The 19,085-nt window shown below is 68.8% G+C and carries 14 protein-coding genes; 9 read left to right on the forward strand and 5 right to left on the reverse strand.

The features are described 5' to 3' along the window. Positions 1 to 97: 97 nt before the first annotated feature. From FM051_RS31315 to FM051_RS54075, 4 genes are all read left to right on the forward strand, one after another. On the forward strand, positions 98 to 3,520 hold the full coding sequence (locus tag FM051_RS31315) for a ThuA domain-containing protein (protein ID WP_238412786.1): 3,423 nt from the start codon (positions 98 to 100) through the stop codon (positions 3,518 to 3,520). 99 nt (positions 3,521 to 3,619) lie between these two features. Further along, positions 3,620 to 4,300: a hypothetical protein gene (locus tag FM051_RS31320; protein ID WP_158849665.1), complete on the forward strand. Its 681-nt coding sequence runs from the start codon at positions 3,620 to 3,622 to the stop codon at positions 4,298 to 4,300. Positions 4,301 to 4,373: 73 nt separating this feature from the next. Then, on the forward strand, positions 4,374 to 5,714 hold the full coding sequence (locus FM051_RS31325) for an RICIN domain-containing protein (RefSeq protein WP_238412781.1): 1,341 nt from the start codon (positions 4,374 to 4,376) through the stop codon (positions 5,712 to 5,714). 65 nt (positions 5,715 to 5,779) lie between these two features. Then, positions 5,780 to 5,932 carry a transposase gene (locus FM051_RS54075; protein WP_420803639.1) on the forward strand — a complete coding sequence of 51 codons (153 nt, stop codon included), beginning with the start codon at positions 5,780 to 5,782 and terminating at the stop codon, positions 5,930 to 5,932. On the opposite strand, the gene FM051_RS31335 is transcribed toward FM051_RS54075, so the two are convergent. Further along, the gene (locus FM051_RS31335) at positions 5,933 to 6,649 is read right to left on the reverse strand and encodes an alpha/beta fold hydrolase (protein ID WP_158849669.1); all 717 of its coding nucleotides are present in this window, start codon (positions 6,647 to 6,649) and stop codon (positions 5,933 to 5,935) included. A gap of 153 nt (positions 6,650 to 6,802) precedes the next feature. Between FM051_RS31335 and FM051_RS31340 the strand changes: the two genes are divergently transcribed. After that, positions 6,803 to 7,624: a PaaX family transcriptional regulator gene (locus tag FM051_RS31340; protein WP_158849671.1), complete on the forward strand. Its 822-nt coding sequence runs from the start codon at positions 6,803 to 6,805 to the stop codon at positions 7,622 to 7,624. A gap of 165 nt (positions 7,625 to 7,789) precedes the next feature. On the opposite strand, the gene FM051_RS31345 is transcribed toward FM051_RS31340, so the two are convergent. The 4 genes from FM051_RS31345 to FM051_RS31360 all read right to left on the reverse strand — a co-directional run bounded on the left by FM051_RS31345 (position 7,790) and on the right by FM051_RS31360 (position 14,105). After that, positions 7,790 to 8,638 (reverse strand): carbohydrate ABC transporter permease, encoded by an 849-nt coding sequence (locus FM051_RS31345; RefSeq protein WP_158849673.1) that lies wholly within the window; start codon positions 8,636 to 8,638, stop codon positions 7,790 to 7,792. After that, entirely contained in the window at positions 8,635 to 9,585 is a 951-nt protein-coding gene (locus FM051_RS31350) for a carbohydrate ABC transporter permease (protein ID WP_238412782.1), read from the reverse strand. Before FM051_RS31350 ends, FM051_RS31345 begins: the two co-directional genes overlap by 4 nt. Before the next feature lie 4 nt (positions 9,586 to 9,589). After that, complete coding sequence (locus tag FM051_RS31355; RefSeq protein ID WP_202919108.1) at positions 9,590 to 10,819, reverse strand: ABC transporter substrate-binding protein; 1,230 nt, start codon at positions 10,817 to 10,819, stop codon at positions 9,590 to 9,592. Positions 10,820 to 11,258: 439 nt separating this feature from the next. Continuing rightward, positions 11,259 to 14,105 carry a glycoside hydrolase family 3 protein gene (locus FM051_RS31360; RefSeq protein ID WP_158849675.1) on the reverse strand — a complete coding sequence of 949 codons (2,847 nt, stop codon included), beginning with the start codon at positions 14,103 to 14,105 and terminating at the stop codon, positions 11,259 to 11,261. Between the two features lie 196 nt (positions 14,106 to 14,301). On the opposite strand from FM051_RS31360, the gene FM051_RS31365 reads away from it, so the two are divergent. The 4 genes from FM051_RS31365 to FM051_RS31380 all read left to right on the forward strand — a co-directional run bounded on the left by FM051_RS31365 (position 14,302) and on the right by FM051_RS31380 (position 19,010). Continuing rightward, a complete protein-coding gene (locus FM051_RS31365; RefSeq protein ID WP_158849677.1) occupies positions 14,302 to 15,981 on the forward strand; it encodes an ABC transporter substrate-binding protein in 1,680 nt (559 codons plus the stop codon). Continuing rightward, positions 15,978 to 16,925 carry an ABC transporter permease gene (locus FM051_RS31370; protein WP_158849679.1) on the forward strand — a complete coding sequence of 316 codons (948 nt, stop codon included), beginning with the start codon at positions 15,978 to 15,980 and terminating at the stop codon, positions 16,923 to 16,925. Before FM051_RS31365 ends, FM051_RS31370 begins: the two co-directional genes overlap by 4 nt. Next, entirely contained in the window at positions 16,922 to 17,899 is a 978-nt protein-coding gene (locus FM051_RS31375; RefSeq protein ID WP_158849681.1) for a carbohydrate ABC transporter permease, read from the forward strand. The genes FM051_RS31370 and FM051_RS31375 overlap by 4 nt, the downstream gene beginning before the upstream one ends. Positions 17,900 to 17,969: 70 nt before the next feature. Further along, on the forward strand, positions 17,970 to 19,010 hold the full coding sequence (locus FM051_RS31380) for a LacI family DNA-binding transcriptional regulator (RefSeq protein ID WP_158849683.1): 1,041 nt from the start codon (positions 17,970 to 17,972) through the stop codon (positions 19,008 to 19,010). Positions 19,011 to 19,085: the final 75 nt, after the last annotated feature.

Genomic DNA, 19,085 nt, shown 5'->3' on the forward strand with positions numbered 1-19,085 from the left:
CCGCGTAATCCAGTCAGTCGCCTTCACATGCCCCAGAGGAGTGGCAATGCGACACAGATTCGCGCGCCTGTTATCGATCATAGGTTGCGCGTTGGTGATGACGGGGCTGGCTTCTCCGCCGGCGCCCGCACACCCTGAAGGGTTCCACGTCCTGCTGTTCAGCAAGACCGCTGCCGGGGCCTACCGACACGACTCGATCCCGGCGGGGATCACGATGTTCGAGCAGTTGGCCGCCCAGAACGGGTGGGAGCTGACCAAGAGCGAGGACTCGTCGGTCTTCAACGACGCCGCGCTCGCCACGTTCGACGTGGTCGTCATGCTCCAGACCTCCGGCATGGTGTGGGACAACGACGGGCAGCGCGCAGCGGCGCAGAAGTACATGCGCGCCGGCGGCGGCTTCGTCGCGATCCACAACGCGACGGACATGAACATCGAGCAGCAGTTCCCGTGGTGGGACCAGATGCTCGGCATGACCATGACGCAGCACTCGGCCACCGTGTCCGGCACCGCCAAGGTCGCCGACCGCAAGCACCCGTCCGGCACGGCGCTGCCGGACCGGTGGACGCGCACCGAGGAGTGGTACAACTTCAACCGCTCGGCGCGCGGCAACGCGCACGTGTTGGTGACCGCGGACGAGACGACGTACGACCCCGGCACGAGCAGGATGGGTTACGACCACCCGATCTCGTGGTGCCGCAACTTCGAGGGCGGTCGGCTGTGGGCCACCGCCATGGGCCACCAGGCGTCCAGCTACTCCGAACCGCTGTTCCGCGAGCACGTCAAGGGCGGCGTGGAGTCGGCCGGCGGCAAGGTCCAGGCCGACTGCGGCCCCACCGCGTGGAGCAGCTTCGAGAAGGTGGCGCTGGACGACAACACCGTCGGACCGGCGGAGCTCGACGTCGCCAAGGACGGCCGCGTGTTCTACGCGGAGTACGGCGGCCGGGTGAAGATCTTCAAGCCGGACACCCGCACCACGGTCACCGCGGCCACCATCCCCGTCTACACGGGCGGTGAGGACGGCCTGACCGGGCTCGCGCTCGACCCGAACTTCGCCACCACGAAGTGGATCTACCTGATGTACTCGCCCGCCGGCGGCGGCGAGGACATCGCGCGCGTCTCCCGGTTCACCGTCAACGGTGACACGCTGGACATGGCCAGCGAACGGGTGCTGATGAAGGTCCCGTCGTCGCGGCAGGCCCCGGAGCCGGGCCACACCGGCGGCTACCTCGCGTTCGGGCCGAACGGCAACCTCTACATCGGCACCGGTGACGACGTCCAGCCGCACCGCTCCGACGGCTACGCGCCGATCGACGAGCGGCCGGGCTGGGCGAGCAACGACGTCCAGGCCACCGCGGCCAACACCAACGACCTGCGGGGCAAGATCCTGCGCATCCACCCGGAGACCAACGGGACCTACACCATCCCCTCCGGCAACATGTTCGCGCAGGGCACGGCCAGGACGAAGCCCGAGATCTACGCGATGGGCTTCCGCAACCCGTTCCGGTTCTCGGTGCACCCGACGACGGGCGTGATCTACGCGGCCGACTACGGCCCGGACGCGGCCAACGACAACGCGAACCGCGGACCCGCCGGGATCGTGGAGTGGAACGTCATCACGTCGCCCGGCTTCTACGGCTGGCCGTACTGCATCGGCGACAACATCCCGTTCAACGACTACAACTTCGCCACCGGGCAGTCCGGCGCGAAGTTCAACTGCGACCGGCCGGTGAACAACTCGCCCAACAACACCGGCCTGACCGAGCTGCCCGCCGCGCGCAAGGCCGACGTCTGGTACGGCAACGGCGCGAACGGGAACAAGTTCCCGGAGATGGGCAGCCCCAGCGGCGGCGAGGCGCCCGGTGCGTTCCCGATCTACCAGTACGACGCGAACAACCCGTCGGCGACCAAGTTCCCGGCCTACTTCGACCAGACCCCGTTCTTCGGCGAGTGGTCGCGCAACCGGATGTGGGAGTTCCGGGTCGGCCAGGACGGGAAGCTCCTGAAGATCAACGACTTCCTGTCCAACCTGAGCTTCAAGTCGCCGATCGACATGAAGTTCGGCCCGGACGGATCGATGTACCTGCTGGAGTGGGGATCCGGCTACGGTCGGGACAACCCGGACTCCGGGCTCTACCGCATCGACTACAAGAGCGGCGACCGCAGTCCTGTCGCGACCGCGACCGCGACACCCACCTCGGGTTCTTCACCGTTGTCGGTGCGGTTCTCCAGCGCGGGTTCCGGTGACCCGGAAGGCGGACCGGTGACCTACCGGTGGGAGTTCGGTGACGGCGGCACGTCCACCGAGGCCAACCCCACGCACACCTACACCGCCAGGGGGCAGTTCAACGCCAAGCTCACCGTCACCGACGGCGGTGGGAAGACCGGCGTGACCAACGTGATCGTGACCTCGGGCAACACCGCGCCGACGGTCAACCTGAGCATCCCGGACGGCGGCATGTTCGGCTGGGGCGACTCGATCCCGTACACGGTCACGGTCACCGACCCCGAGGACAGCACCATCGACTGCGCCAGGGTGACCACGACCCCTGCCCTGGGACACGACCAGCACGGGCACGACCTCTCACCGATCCCCGGCTGCACGGGCACGCTCAAGGCCGAGACCGACAGCGCGCACGCCGAGCTGAACTCGTTCTGGGTGGCGGCCAGCAAGTACACCGACAACGGCACGACCGGGGTGCCCGCGCTGGAAGGCAGCCGCAAGGTCCTGCTCCAGCCCAAGCGCAAGCAGGCCGAGTTCTTCACCGGCTCCTCCGGCGTGCGCGTGGTCTCGCAGTCCGGTGCGGAGTCCGGCGGGCGGGTCGGCGACATCGGCAACAACGACTGGATCTCGTTCACCCCGTACAACTTCACCGGCATCAACCAGGTGTCCCTCCGGCTGTCCTCGCCGAGCGGTGGTGGATCGGTCGAACTGCGCGCCGGTTCGCCGACGGGTGCGTTGATCGCCACGGTCCCGGTCCCGAGCACCGGCGGCTGGGACAACTACGCGAGCACGCCCGCGGTGAACGTCACCAACCCCGGTGGCACCACGGAGCTGTTCATGGTGTTCAAGACGGGCACAGGCACCACCTACGACCTCGACTCGATGACGTTCACCGGAAACGGGGTCGGCATACCGGGTCCTGGCGGTGGGACCAACCGCATCGTCGGCATCGGCGGCAAGTGCGTCGACGTCAACGGCAGCAGCAGCACCGACGGCGCCAAGGTCCAGCTGTGGACCTGCAACGGCGGCACCAACCAGACGTGGACGCGCACCGGGCAGACGCTCCAGGCCCTGGGCAAGTGCCTCAACGTCAACGGTGGCAGCACCGCGGACGGCGCGCTGGTGCAGTTGTGGACCTGCAACGGATCCTCCGCGCAGAACTGGTCCGTGCAGTCCGACGGCACGATCCGCAACGGCACCAAGTGCCTCGACGCCAACGGCGGCAGTTCGGCCGATGGCACTCAACTGATCATCTGGACCTGCAACGGCGGCACCAACCAGCGGTGGACGCTGTCCTGAGCGGGTCGTCCGCGGCTCCGGCGCGAGCCGGAGCCGCGGACCTCCGCCGCGCCTTCGCACCAGCCCGCAAGGAGGAAGCTCATGGGCAGGACCACGCCGATGGTACGGACACGGTCGGGCAAGCCCGTCCGCCGCCCTGAAGCACCGCGGTCCTTGTGGGGATCGGCCACCGCCCTGGTCACCACGTTCGCGCTCGGGTTCGCCGTCGCGTTCGTGTCCGGCTCGTGGACGTCGGGGCCGGACGCGACGGAGCGCCGGATCGCCGAGTTGAAGCAGGCCGAAGCGCAGCGTGACGTCGAGCAGGTCGGGACGTTGATCGAGCTCGCCAAGGGTGGCCGGGAACGCCTGACACCGGTGCTGGAGGCGATGGCGAAAGCGTCTCCCCTGCAGGACACGGCGTCGCCGGCCGCGCCCACGATCGACGAAGTGCGCGGCTGGCGCGACGTGGTGTCCGCGGAGGTGCAGCGGTACGCGGAGACACCGTCCGCGGGCAACGGCGTGAACGTCGCCCGCACCGGGATGCGCACCGCCGTCCAACAACTCGCCGCCGCGGTCGACGGTTTCGCCACCGCGGCCACCGCTCCCGAGCCACTGGCGCGCGACCTGCTGCCCCTGGCCGGCGCGCAGCGCACGCTCGCACTGCGAACCTGGTCGGTCGCCGCGCTCCAGTTGGACGTGATCAGCATCGACGCGGGCAAGGGGCACGTGCACGTCTACCTGCCGTCCGGGCCGGACTCCGGCACGATCCCGGCCGACACCGCGCCGGAAGGCAGCGGGTGACGCCGGCCCGCACCCATCAGCCGGCGTGCACCCATCAAGAAGGCACACCACACAGAACGGAAGCACATCAGTGTTGAAGGACAACAGATTCCACCGGCGTTGGACGCTGATCGGCGCCGCCGCCGTGCTCCTCCTGACCGGCGCCGAGTCCGCCCGCGCCGAGTCCGCACCCGCGCCCGCAGCCGCACCCGCCGCGGCCGCGTCCGACGTCGGCGCCAACGCCGCCACCCCGGGTTGCGGCAAGACACCCACCCTGCGCAGCGGCACGCACACGATCCAGAGCGGCGGCAAGACCCGCAGCTTCATCCTGAGCATCCCCGACACCTACAACAACACCTACCAGCACCGGTTGGTCTTCGGGTTCCACTGGTTGGGTGGCACCATGGACCAGGTCGCCTCGGGCGGGAGCGACGGGGACGTCTACGCCCACTACGGGCTGCGGCGGCTGGCGAACAACACCGCGATCTTCGTCGCGCCCCAGGGCCTCAACAACGGCTGGGGCAACTCCGGCGGCGAGGACGTCAACTTCGTCGACGCCATGATCAAGCGGATCGAGGACGACCTCTGCGTCGACACGACGCAGCGCTTCTCGCTCGGCTTCAGCTACGGCGGCGCGATGAGCATCTCGCTCGCGTGCTCCCGGCCGACGATGTTCCGCGCCATCGCCGCCATCGCCTCGCCCGGTGAGATCAGTGGATGCGCGGGCGGCACCGCGCCCGTCGCCTACATGGGCATCCACGGCATCAACGACAACATCGGCAGTGGACGCAGCCAGCGCGACAGGTGGGTCCGCAACAACGGCTGCACGGCGCAGAACCCACCGGAGCCGGCCCGGGGCAGCAACACGCACATCAGCACCGCCTACTCGGGGTGCCGGACCGGGTACCCGGTGGTCTGGGCCCCGTTCGACGGTGGTCACCAGCAGGGACCCGTGGACGGGTGCTCGGGCTGCGAGAGCGGTGCCAGGAGCTGGGTCAAGGGCGAGGTGTGGAAGTTCTTCACCGGTGAGCAGGGCCCCGGCCCGGACCCGGACCCGACCACGTTCCGGTTGCGCGGCGAGGCGAGCAGCCGGTGCCTGGACGTCAACGGCGCGAACTCGGCCAACGGCACGCAGATGATCATCTGGGACTGCAACAGCGGTGCCAACCAGCAGTTCACGGTGAACGGGAAGGCCCTGCAGGTGATGGGCAAGTGCCTGGACATGCCGGCCAACGCCGCCGCCGGCACCCAGGTGCGGATCTGGGACTGCCAGGGTGGCGCGAACCAGCAGTGGAACGTCAACAGCAACGGCACGATCAGCAACGCACAGAACGGGCTGTGCCTCGACGTCAACGGCGCCGGCACAGCCAACGGCACCACGGTGATCGTGTGGAACTGCCACACCGGCGCGAACCAGCGCTGGGCTCGGGCGTAGGCGGTTCGCCGATCCTCGCCAACGGCCACATCCCGCCGACGCGGTGTCAGCGGGATGTGGCCGTGGTGGACAACGGCATCAAGTGGCGGGCGCTGCCGGCGGACTTCCCGCCGTGGCCCACGGTCTACGAACGCTTTGCCCTGTGGGAGAAGGCGGGTGCAGCGAAGCGGACACGGTGTCAAGAAACCCTGACACCGCCACGACGTCGACTCCGCTGATCAGGCCTTGAGCAGAGCGTCGGCGAGCGCGTCCGGCTGGGTGAAGCACGCCTCGTGGCTTCCCGCCACGGACTGGGCCGGCACACCGAGTCGGTCGGCGAAGCGGTTCCAGCCGTACTCGCCCGGCGGGAGCGCCACGTCCTGCTCACCCAGCACGTACGAGACGGGCACGCCCAGCGCGTCGAAGTCGACCGGCGCGACCGTCTCGGTGAAGTACCGCATGGGCTGGGGGACCAGGAGTTCGTGCAGCAGCCGCGCGACCGGCTCCGGCGCGTCGCCGATGAAGGCGTGCTGCCACACCTCGAACGGCAAAGTGACGGAGTTGTCGCCCGACGCCTCCGCCTGCGCGGTGAACAGCTCCTGGTACGCGGGAGGCACCTCGTCGAACAGCGACCGCCCCTCCGTCGGTACGAAGGCGCTCCAGTAGACGAGCTTGCGCAGCCGACCCGCCAGCCGCGGGGCCGCGCCGGTGATCGGGTACCCGCCCCAGCTGTGCCCGACCAGCGTGACGTCGTGCAGGTCGGATTCCTCGACGGTGCGCACGACGGCGTCGACCACGTCGGCGAGGCTGTGCGCGGCCGGGTCATCGCCGTCGGCCAACCCCGGCAGGGTGGGTGCGACCACGACGTGGCCCGCCGCACGCAGCCGCTGTGTCACCGGGCGCCAGCCCCAACCGCCGTGCCACGCTCCGGTGATCAGGACGAAGGTCTCGGTCATCGCTGACTCCTCCACTGCGTTGTGACTGTCGTCGACCGTCACGAGACGCGGCAGAGTATGCTGCGAATATTCGACGGGCGTCAATAGAATGACACACATCAAGCGTTCGATCGGGGCCGGCCGGACTCGGCCGGACGGCGAGGGAGGGCGACGATGCGGGCGCGGTCGTTGGTGTTCGACCTGTTCGGCGACTACCTGCGGTACCGGGGCGGCGCGGTGCGGCTGCGCGGCCTGGTGGCCCTGCTGAGCTGCTTCGACGTCCCCGAGGCCACCACGCGGGTCGCCGTCGCGCGGTTGCGCAAGGAAGGCTGGCTCGCCACCGAACGGCAGGGGCGCGAGACCGTGTACTCGCTGACCGACACGGCGTGGCGGATGCTCGACGAGGGTCGCGAACGCATCTTCGGTCGCGCCGCGGGTCCCTGGGACGGGCAGTGGCACATGGTGATCTACCAGGTGCCGGAGACCAACCGGGCGGCACGCGAGCAGTTGCGCAAGAAGCTGGCCTGGCTGGGGTTCGGCCCGCTCTCGCCTGCCGTCTGGCTCAGCCCGCACGACCGCGGCGGCCAGGTGCCGGCCGCGTTCGTCGACGACCCGACGATCAAGATCGACGTGTTCCAGTCGCGTTCCGCGGGGGCGGAGGCCGACCGCGATATCGCCGCCCGCGCGTGGGACCTGCCGGAACTCGACCGCGAGTACGCCGAACTGCTCGACGTCTACCGCCCCAAGTTGCCGAGCTACCGGGCGGGCGCCCTACAGGGCACGGCAGCGCTCGTCGAGCGGATGACGCTGGTCCACGACTACCGGCACTTCCCGTTCCGGGATCCGGACCTGCCCCACGAGCTGCTACCGGCGGGCTGGCACGGCCGCACGGCCCACGAGGTCTTCCTGGAAGCGCACAGCGTGCTGCGCGGTCCCGCCGAGGCCTGCGTCGACGCGCTTCTCGACGCCGCCGTGCCCGCACCCGCCACCGTCTGACCAAGTCGCCCCAGGGCCCGCACCCGCTCGGCGGGTGCGGGCCTTCGCATGTGCACGGGTCGTGACCGCATCGGCAATCTCATATGTTTCAGAATCTAGACGACCGTCGAGATCACGTATGACTCGACGGCCACGTGACACCGAAAAGAGCGTGGTGGCTCACACTCAGCCCTTGAAGGCGCCGTCCAGGATGCCCGCGACCATGCGCCGCCCGACCAGGATGAACACCACGACCAGCGGGATGGTGGCCAGGAACGAGCCGGACATGGCCAGGCCCAGGTCGACGTCGAGGCTGTTCTGGAGGGCCTTGATGGCGATCTGGGCGGTGTACCGCTCAGGCGACTTGAGCACGATGAACGGCCACAGGAAGTCGTTCCACGCGGTGATGAACCCGAACAGGCCCAGCACGAACGCCGCCGGGCGCACGATCGGGAAGGCGATCCGCCAGAACACCTGCCAGGTGCTCGCGCCGTCGATCCGCGCCGCCTGGAGCAGTTCGTCACTGACCGTGGCGATGATGTGCTGGCGCATCCAGAAGATGCCGAAGGCGCTGGCCAGGCCGGGCACGACCAGGGCCTGGAGGGTGTCGACCCAGCCCAGCCAGGACATGATCAGGTATTGCGGGATGACCGAGAGCTGCGTGGGCACGGTCATGGTCAGCAGGACGATCAGGAAGAGGGTGTTGCGGCCCCAGAAGTTGAGCTTGGCGAAGGCGAACCCGGCCAGCGCGCACAGCACCGCCTGGCCCACACCGATCGCGGTGGCCACGAACAGGCTGTTGAGCAGCGACTGCACGAACGGCACGGTGTCCAGGACCAGTCCCGCGAGGTGGACGAAGTTGTCCCCCGGCACGATCTCGGGCGGCATCTCCGTCGCGGTCGCGCTGTCGGTGGTGGAGACGATGAACATCCAGTACAGCGGGAACAGGCACGCGACGGTGGCCGCGGCCAGCAGCACGTAGGTCCACCAGCGGACCCGGCCGTGGCGTCGGGGTTGCGGCGTGGTGCTCGTCATCGGTCCGCCTTGATCCGGGTGGACAGCAGGTAGTTGATCGCTGCGATGGCGACGACCATGACGAAGAGCGCGACGCCGACCGCCGAGCCGTAGCCGAACTGGAACTGCCCGAAGCCCTGCTCGTAGAGGAACAGCGTCAGTGTCTGGCACTGCCGCACCACACCGCAGGACTGCGGCCCGCCCGTGCCGACCAACAGCGGTTCGGTGAAGATCTGCAGGCCGCCGATGGTTGACGTGACCACGGTGAAGATGATCATCGGCCGCAGCGAGGGGACGGTGATGTGGCGGAACTGCTGCCAGGGGCCCGCGCCGTCCATGGCGGCGGCCTCGTAGACCGAGCGGGGAACCGCTTGCAGCGAGGCGAGGTAGAGCAGCGTGGTGTAGCCGAACCACCGCCAGGTCACCATCGTGGCGATCAGGAGGTGACTGCCCCACGTGGACTGGACGAAGTCGACCGGTGCCACACCGACCAGCCCGAGCAACCAGTTGAGCAGCCCGAAGTCGCGGTCGAAGAGCTGCACGAACACGATCGCGGTGGCCGCCACCGAAGTCACGTAGGGCACCAGCATCGACATGCGGAAGAACAACGCGAACCGCAGCCGGGCGTTGTTGAGCACGTGGGCCAGCAGCAGGGCCAGCAGGAGCTGGGGGATCGTCGACAGCGCCCAGATGCTCACCGTGTTGCGGGTGGCGTTCCAGAACCTCGGGTCGGCGAGCATGCGGGTGAAGTTGTCCAGGCCGATGAACTCCTGGTCGCCGATGGGGTTCCAGTCGAACAGGGCGACGTAGAACGTGAAGGCGAACGGGAACAGCCCGAACGCCGCGAAGATGACGAAGAACGGGGCGATGTACGCGTACGGCGACAGGCGCTCCCCCAGCCCCCGGGAAATCCCGGAGGCTGGGGGAGGCGGTGTCGCCGGGCGCACCGGGGTGAGCGCGGCGACCACGGCGTCACCCGCCGATGGCGGTCTTGATGTTGCGCACCGCGTCGTCCCACGCGGTGGCCGGGTTACCACCGGCCTGCTCGACGTTGGTGATGGAGTTGAGGAACTCCTGGCCGATGGTGGCGCTGTCCGGTCCGATGTAGAAGGGCTTCAACTCCAGCAGCGAGTCGGTGTAGATCGTGCCGGTCGGCGCGTCGGAGAAGAACGGGTCCTTCGCCGTGGCGAGCTTCTCGTCCTTGTAGACCGACGGGGTGGAAGGCAGGGCGCCGACTCGTCCGAAGTGCTCCAACTGCCCCTGCGGCGACTGCATCTCCTTGATGTAGTTCCAGGCTGCCTGGGGGTTCTGCGCGCGCTTGGGGATGGCCAGGTAACTGCCGCCCCAGTTCCCGGAACCGCCCGGGATGCGGGCGATGTCCCACTTGCCCTTGGTGTCGGGCGCGGTGCTGCGGATGCTGTTGAGCATCCACGACGGCGCGGCCACGGTCGCGTACTGGCCCTGCGCCATGCCCGCGCTCCACGCGGTCTCGAACGACGTCTGCCCGGCGGTGATCCCGGAGGTGGCCGCCTTGATGCCGAGGTCGAAGGCCGCCCTCACCTCGGGGTTGCTGTCGTAGACCGGCTTGCGCTCGTTGTTGTCGTAGTACTTCTGGGAGACCTGGTTGACCGCCTGGTAGAACACGCTGGTCGCCGCGTTGTCGACGAACGCCTTGCCGGTCTGCTGCTTGTAGCGCTTCCCGGTCTCGATGTAGTCGTCCCACGTCGGCCACAGCGCGCTGACGGCCTCCCGGTCGGTGGGCAGGCCCGCCGCGGCGAACAGGTCGGTCCGGTACACCATGGCCATGCCGCCCACGTCGGTCGGGATGCCCAGCACCTCGCCGTCCTTGGCGACGCTCTGCTTGAACACCCAGTCCAGGTAGTCGCCCTTGATGTCGTCGGCGCCCAACGTCCGCAGGTCGACGAAGTTCTGCGGCTGCTGCACGAACTTCGGCAGGTCGTCACCCTGGATCAGCACCAGGTCCGGCACCTTGCCGCCGGCCAGCGCGGTGGTGAGCGCCTGGGCCGTCTCCACCGACGAGCCCACCTCGGTCAGCTTGACGTCGACGTCGGGGTGCTTCTGCTTGTAGGCGTCGACCGACAGCTTCTGGTTGATCGCGGAGAACGACCAGAACTCGAACGACTTGCCGTCACCACCGCCACCGCCCCCGGTGCCGGGTGTACAGGCGGCGACCAGGGCCACAGCGGCACAGAACAGTGGTAAGCGGAGTCTCACGACGCTCCTCCAAAACCGACGGGACAGGCGGCACGGCCGCATTGAGCGCTCGGTCGTCACGGCCCGGAGGCAGTGCGGCACCGGAGTGGGCAGGCACCCACCCGACCGAAACTTTCGAAGCAACTACCGAATGTTAGCGCCCACGACAGTAAGGTGTGTCACATCCATCGTCAAGGAACGGCACGTGGAGAGTCGCACTCATAGTTGAGCGCTCCGCCTCCACCTGGCCTATGAGCGTGAACCACCTTCGGTCCGCATGGTGGGCGCGTTGTCGTCCCGGTCGACCGACGCCAAACAGACCGTTGCCCTTGGTCGGACCCACAAGTGGGTCCGACCAAGGGCAACGGTCTGTTCATCACATGCCGGCGCCGACTCCGACGCCACCAGTCACTACGTCAGGAGCTCCTCATTCGGCAGCCGTGTGGGAGGAGGTGAGGCGGAACGCGGCGAGTCGGAAGTCGCCGTGCAGGGTCAGCCACAGGTCGTGGACTCCGTCCAACCGCTCCGGGAACTCGGCCGTGGCGGTCGTCCACGTGTAGCGATCACCCGTCACCGGCACGTCGACCACGGCGAGTGGCCGGTCGGCCAGGCGGAACTCCAGCCGCCCTTCCCCCGAACCGCCCACTCGCGCCACCTCGACCTCGACGCCGACAGCGCCGGTCAGGTCCGCGGAGCGGAACAGCAGTGTCGCGGGTCGCGCCGGGTCGGCCGGGGCGACCGCGTCGCCGGTGGCCCGGGTCGCGTCGACGAGCACGAGCTCCGAGTAGTCGTCGAAGTCGACGGCGCGGGTGTGCCGGTCGACCACCGCGCGCGGCGTGGGGTTCTCGCCGGTGACGGTGAGCGGTGCGACGAGGACGTGGTCCTCGGCGGAACGGGCGATGACGATCTCGTAGTCGCCGGGATCGACGGTGAACGCACCGCGGGCGACGTCCCAGTGGGCGAGCCGTTCGACGGGTAGCCGGAAGGTCAGCGCCTCGCTCTCCCCCGCACCGACGCGGACCTTGCGGAAGTCGACGAGGCGCAGCCGGGGCGCGTCGTAGCGGGCGCCCAACGCCCGCGCGTAGACCTGGACCACCTCGCTGCCGGGCCGCGCACCGGTGTTCGCCACCGTCACCGAGACGTCGAGCGATCCGTCCTGCGGCACGACCTCCGACGACAACCGCAGGTCGCCGTAGGCGAAGTCGGTGTAGGACAAGCCGTGGCCGAACGGGTACAGCGGTGCGGCCCGGTGGTACTGGTAGGTCCAACCCGCCTTGATGATGTCGTAGTCGAGCGGGTGGGGCAGGTCGTCGTCGCCCCGGTACCAGGTCTGCGGCAGCCGGCCCGCCGGCTCGGCGTCGCCGAGCAGCACGGCGGCGAGCGCGTGACCTGTCTCCTGCCCGCCGTGGGAAGTCCACACCACGGCGGGCAGGTGCTCATCGGCCCAGTCCAGGGCGTAGGGGTAGCTGCTCATCACCACGAGGACGGTCGCCGGCCGGACCTCGGCGACGGCGCGGAGCAGTGCCGCCTGCGTCTCGGGCAACGCGGTGCCGGTGCGGTCCTGGGTTTCGCGGCCGTTGATGAGCGGGTGGTTGCCGAGGACGACGACCGCGAGGTCGGCGGCGGCCGCGGCGGCGCGGGCCTCCTCCGCGCCGTCGCGCACCAACTCCCGCGACCAGCGCTCGGCGGCCTCGGGCGTTTCGGCCGTGACGTTCACCCGGCCGTCGGCCGGGTCGACCGCGGCGTAACGGCCGGTGAGGACGTTGCGCAGCAGCACCGTGTCGCCGTCGTCCGCGACGGGCTCCAGCCAGAACGTCTCGTGCACGTCCCAGCTCTTGATGCGCTCTTCCTCGATGACCAGTGAGCCGTCCTTGGCGCCCAGGTGGCGACCGGTGTCGGCGGACCGCAGGGTCACCACGTCGTCGCCCCACTCGGTGACGTCGAACTCGGTGTCACCGAGGAGCCGGCCGGTGGTGCGGGAGCGCAGCGCGATGCGGTCGTCACCCGACACGCGGACCACCTCGCCGACCGCCTCTTCGAGACCGGCGGCGATGGTGACCTGGTACGGCATCGTGCCGCTGTACCAGTCCTCGTGCAGCACGTCGGAGAGCGGGCCGATGACCGCGACGCGGGGCGCCGCGGCCTTGTCGAGCGGCAGCAGCCCGTCGTTCTTCAGCAGCACCACGGACTCGGTTGCCGCACGTGCGGCGAGCACCCGGTGGTGCGGGTGGTCGATCACGTCGGGACCGATCGCGGCGTACGGGTCGAGGTCCGGGTCGAACTCGCCGAGGCGGAACCGCAGCGCGAGCTGCCGGCGCACCGCGCGGTCGATGTCGATCTCGTCGATCAGGCCGCGTTCCAGCGCCTCGCGCAGCCGCCCGACCGGGGTGTCGCTGTCCAGGCCGTGGTCGGTGAAGCTGTCGATGCCCGCCTTGAGCGCGGCGGCGTGGGACTCCACGTGGTCGTCGAAGTAGTGCTCCGGGTCGACCAGGTTGGACGGCGCTTCCGCGTCGCTGACCACGAACAGCTCGTGCCCGGTCGGCTCGGCCCAGCGGCGCAGCTCGTCCTCGATCAGCGGGCTGACGTGGCACGGACGACCGTTGACCAGGTTGTAGGCGGCCATGGCGCCGGTCGCCGCCCCGGACTCCACCACGGGCCGGAACGCCGCGAGGTCGTACTCGTGCAGCACACGGGGACGCACACCGGAGGAAGTGGTGCAGCGGTCGTCCTCGTTGTTGTAGGCCAGGAAGTGCTTGAGCACGGGGGCCGCGCGCAGGAACCGCGGGTCGTCGCCCGCGAGTCCGCGGCAGAACGCCTCCGCGATTCGCGCCGTGTGCACCGGGTCCTCGGAGTAGCCCTCCTCGTTGCGCCCCCAGCGCGGGTCGCGCAGCAGGTTCACCACCGGCGCCCACGCCTGCAGGCTCGTCCGGCTGTCCCCCTCGGCCGGTGGGCGGTGCAGGTGGAACGCGCGCAGTTCGACCGAGGTCGCCTCGGCCACGCGGCGCACCAGGTCCTCGTCCCAGGTCGCGCCCAGGCCCACCGCCTGCGGGAACGCCGTCGCGACGCCGAGCCACGACACACCGTGCAACGCCTCGGCGCCGGTGCGGAACGCGGCGACGCCCAGCCGCGGCACGGCCGGTGCGTGCTGGTGCAGCATCGCGATCCGCTCGTCGAGCGTCAGCTGGCCGAGCAGATCATCGACGCGCTTGCGCACATCGAGATCGGAGTCGTGGAACGGCAGCCGCCCGGTGGCGGACAGGGATGAGGAACTCACGCGGCACAACCCCTCACGTCAGATCAGGTGAAGCGCTTCAACGCTGACACGGTGCCGGCAGCGCTGTCAATCGAGACGGCAGGCTCGTATCCACCCAGGAACTACCCCTTGCCGTGCCGCAGGTCACATGATTAGTCTCCCGGCATCGTCTAAGCGCTTCGACACTCCGCTTTCAATGAAGAAGGGTGGGCCAGTCGTGGGGATTGAGCTGAACCGCAGGAGGTTCCTGAGCGTCACGGCCTCGGTCGCGGGGCTCACGGCAACGGGGGGCCTGCTGTCCGCGTGCGGTGGGGGCACGCCGCAGAAAACCGGCGCCAACAGCGACGCCCTCAAGGCCGCGCTGCCGAACTACGTGCCGAGCACGACGCTCAAGCCGGACATCCCGTCCATCGCCGGTGGCCCGAACGTCCTGACCGACCCCGGCTTCCTCACCTACCCGTCGGACCGGGTCGCCACCGTATCCGGCGTGCCGGGCAAGGGCGGCAAGTACACGACCGTCACACCGCTGTGGGGCACGATCCCACCCGCCGACAACTCGTTCTACCAGGCCATGAACAAGGCGCTGGGCGTCACGCTGGACATGAAGCCGGCCGACGGCAACAACTACGCCACGATCATCCCCACCATGACCGCCGCCAAGCGGCTGCCGGACTGGATCCAGCTGCCGACCTGGTGGAACTCCAACTTCAACGTCGGTGAGCTGGCCGGGTCGCAGCTCGCGGACCTGACGCCCTTCCTGTCCGGTGACAACATCAAGAAGTACCCCAACCTCGCGGCCATCCCCACGGGCGCGTGGCAGGCCGGCGCCTGGGGCGACAAGATCTACGGCGTCCCGTCGTTCTCCAGCGGGTTCGTGGTCGCCGGCGCCACGTTCTTCCGCCGCGACGTCCTCGAGGCCAAGGGCATCACCGCGGACCAGGTGAAGTCCGCCGACGACCTGATGAACCTGGGCAAGGAGCTGACCGACGCCAAGGCCGGGGTGTGGGCCTTCGACGACGTGTGGACCTACATGTTCCCGGCTTGGAACGTGCCCCTCAAGTGGAAGGTGGACAACGGCAAGCTGATCCACAAGTACGACATGCCGGAACTGCTGGACGCCCTTGAGTGGCACTACACGCTCGCGACCTCGGGCTACCTGCACCCGGACGCGTTGGCCGGCAACAACGCCGACGGCAACGTGCGCTTCTACTCCGGGAAGGTGCTGATCGGCGGTGGCGGCACCGGCGCGTGGAACGCGGCCGACCACCAGTCCGGCTCGGCCGCCAACCCGAACTTCCGGCGGGGCGCCTTCAACTTCTTCACCGCGGACGGCAAGGGCGAGCCGCAGATCTACATGGGTCCCTCCACCAGCATCATGAGCTACCTCAACAGCAACCTGAAGTCGGAGCAGATCGAGGAGTTGCTGGCGGTCGCGAACTACCTGGCCGCGCCGTACGGTTCGGTGGAGTACACGCTGGTCAACTACGGTGTCGAAGGCGTCCACCACACGATGGTCAACGGCGTGCCGACCGCCACCGACGAGGGCAAGAAGAACGTCCAGGCGCAGACCTTCCCGTTCCTGGCCTCGCCGCCCGCGGTGATCAGCAACCCCGGCTCGGACGTCGTCACCAAGGACTACACCGCCTGGCAGGCCGCGAACGTCAAGCACCTGCAGAAGCCGGTGTTCTGGAACATGAACATCAGCCTGCCGCGGGCGATGGCCACCGCCGACGCGGCACAGGCCGTCGAGGACGCCATCAAGGACTGCTACCACGGCAAGAAGAAGGTCTCCGAGGTGAAGGAGGCCATCACCACCTGGAAGTCCAGCGGCGGCGGGGACAAGCTGGTCCAGTGGATGGACGAGAACGTCCTCCAGAAGTACGGCACCGGGCAATGAGTTCCGTGTCCACGGAGCCGCCCGCACGGAAGAACAAGCTGAGCCTGCGGGTCAGGCTGCGGCGGGACCGGTCGCTGTTGTTGATGACCGTGCCCGCCGTGGCCCTGCTCCTGGTGTTCAACTACGTGCCGCTGTTCGGGCTGCTCACGGCGTTCCAGGACTACAACCCGCTGGTGGGGGTGTGGAACAGCGAGTGGGTGGGCTTCGACCAGTTCGTGACCCTGTTCGGCGACTCGCTGTTCTGGGGATCGCTGACGAACACGCTGTACCTCAGCTTCGTGCAGCTGATCCTGTTCTTCCCGATCCCCATCGCGCTGGCCCTGCTGTTGAACTCGGTGCTCAGCGAACGGCTGCGCAACTTCATCCAGTCCATCGCCTACCTGCCGCACTTCTTCTCGTGGGTGCTCGCGATCACGATCTTCCAGCAGATGTTCGGCGGTGCAGGACTGCTCAACCAGTTCCTGCGCAGCAACGACATGAGCACCTGGGACATCATGACCAACCCCGACACCTTCGTGCTGCTGATCACCTCGCAGGCGATCTGGAAGGAAGCCGGCTGGTCGATCATCGTCTTCCTGGCCGCGCTCGCCGCCATCAACACCGATCTGTACGAGTCGTCCGCGGTGGACGGAGCCGGGCGGTGGCGGCGGCTGTGGCACATCACCCTGCCCGGGATGAGCGGCGTCATCATGCTCATGCTGGTGCTGCGCCTGGGCAACGCGCTCACCGTCGGGTTCGAGCAGTTCCTGATCCAGCGGGAGGCGGTCGGCCACGAAGCGGCCGACGTGCTCGACACCTTCGCGTTCTACTACGGCATCGCCACCAACAACTACAGCTACGGCGCGGCGGCCGGGTTGTTCAAGAGCGTCATCTCGCTCCTGCTCATCTGGGGCGCGAACAAGCTGGCGCACGCATTCGGCGAAGACGGGTTGTACCGGAAATGACCGAGACGCTGACCATCGAACGGACCAAAGAAAAGCGCGACGTGACTGGTCGCAAGCCCGTCCGGCACCGGAAGCGCGCGAAACGCCCGGTCTGGGAGGAGCCGCCGACCGCGGCCGGTCAGACCGCCAAGGGCCTGACCCTCGGCGTGGTCGTCGCGGTCGTCCTGGTCCCGTTGTGGATCATCGTGGTGACCAGCCTGTCCACGCAGGCGGCGGTCAACCGCGCGGGTGGCCTGGTGATCTGGCCGACCGACGTGACCTTCGAGGCGTACCGCGTGATGCTCGGCGACTCCACCGTGCGCAACGCACTGCTGGTCAGCCTCGGCATCACGGCGGTCGGCACGGCCGTGTCCATGGTCGTGTCGATCCTGTGCGCCTACGGCCTCTCCCGGTCCGGCTCGGTGGCCCACCGCTTCATCCTGGTGCTGTTGATCCTCACGATGTTCGTCAGCGGCGGCCTGATCCCCACCTTCCTGGTCGTCACCGAACTCGGCGGCTACGGGCAGTGGTGGGCGCTCATCCTGCCCGGCGCGGTGTCGGTGTTCAACATCCTGGTGCTGCGGGCGTTCTACTCCGACACCTCGACCGACCTGATCGAGGCGGCGCGGATCGACGGCGCCGGTGACTGGCGGATCCTGTGGTCGATCGTCCTGCCGACGTCCCGGGCGGTGACCGCGGTGATCGCCCTGTTCTACGGCGTGGGCTACTGGAACTCGTTCTTCAACGTGATGCTCTACATGCCGACCGACAGCGAGAAGTGGCCGCTCCAGTACGTGCTGCTGACCTACGTCAACCGGGGCAACGGGCTGCCCGGATCGGTGAACTCCGGCTTCGGCTCGCAGTTCTCGCAGACCGCGCCGCTGTCGTTGCAGATGGCAGTGGTGGTGTTGACGATCGTGCCTCTGCTGCTGGTGTACCCGTTCATGCAGAAGCACTTCCGTACCGGCGTCCTCACCGGGGCGGTCAAGGGCTGAACCGGCAAACTGGGCGAACGCGGGCGCCGGAGCGGGCCCGGAAACGCACGAAGAAGCAGGAGCATCACGCATGGTGACACTCGCCGATGTGGCCAGGCACGCGGGCGTGTCCGCCAGCACGGTCAGCTACGTGCTCAGCGGCAAGCGCTCGATCTCCGAGGAGACCCGGCGCCGCGTCGAGCGTTCGGTGGCCGAACTCGGCTACCACCCCAACGCCGGCGCCAGAGCGCTGGCCGCCAAGCGCTCCCACATAATCGCCTTGGTGGTGCCGCTGCGTGCCGACGTCTACGTGCCGATCATGATGCAGATCGCCATCTCGGTCACCATGACGGCCCGCCAGCACGGTTACGACGTGCTGCTGATCACCAACGACGAGGGCCCGGAGGGTGTGCGCCGGGTCGCGGTGAGCGGGCTGGCGGACGGCGTGATCCTGATGGACGTCGGGTTGGACGACGAGCGCATCCCGGTGCTGCGCGAGTTGCGCACGCAGGCCGCGCTCATCGGCCTTCCCGACGACCGGAGCGGGTTGTCCTGCGTGGACCACGACTTCGCGGCCGCGGGCGCGATGTGCGCCGACCACCTGGCCGACCTCGGCCATAGGGAGGTCGCGTTCATCGGGTACGGCTCGGGCGTGTACCAGCGGCACGCCGGGTACGCCGAGCGCACCCTGATGGGCTTCCGGGAACGCGCCGACGAAAGAGGCCTGCGCTTCGTGCACCGGCCGTGCGAGGGCACCTACGAGAGCACCGCCGGCACGCTGGCCCGCATCCTCGCCGACCGGCCGGACACCACGGGGTTCGTGGTGCAGAACGAGGGTGCGATCGGCCCGCTGCTCAGCCTGCTGCGCATCAGCGGGCGCACGGTTCCCGAGGACGCCTCCGTGATCGCGCTGTGCCCCGAACTGCTCGCCGAGCAGTACGCGCCCGCGCTGACGGCGGTCACCGGCCCGGCACAGGAACTCGGTCGGGTCGCCGTCGAGCAGGTCATGCAACGGATCACCGCCGCCGGCCGCGACGAGGAGCCGGACGACGAGCTCGTCCTGCTCCGCCCCGTCCTGACCGTCCGGGAGAGCACCGGTCCGCACCGCAGCCGGACCTCCAGCTTGTCCTGAATGCCGCCACCGGCTTTGTCCGCGTCCCGCCGCCTTCGGCCCGGACGCGGGCGACCTTCACCACCGCCAGGAGCA

The sequence above is a fragment of the Saccharothrix deserti genome, assembly GCF_009769385.1.
GTDB lineage: Bacteria > Actinomycetota > Actinomycetes > Mycobacteriales > Pseudonocardiaceae > Actinosynnema > Actinosynnema deserti.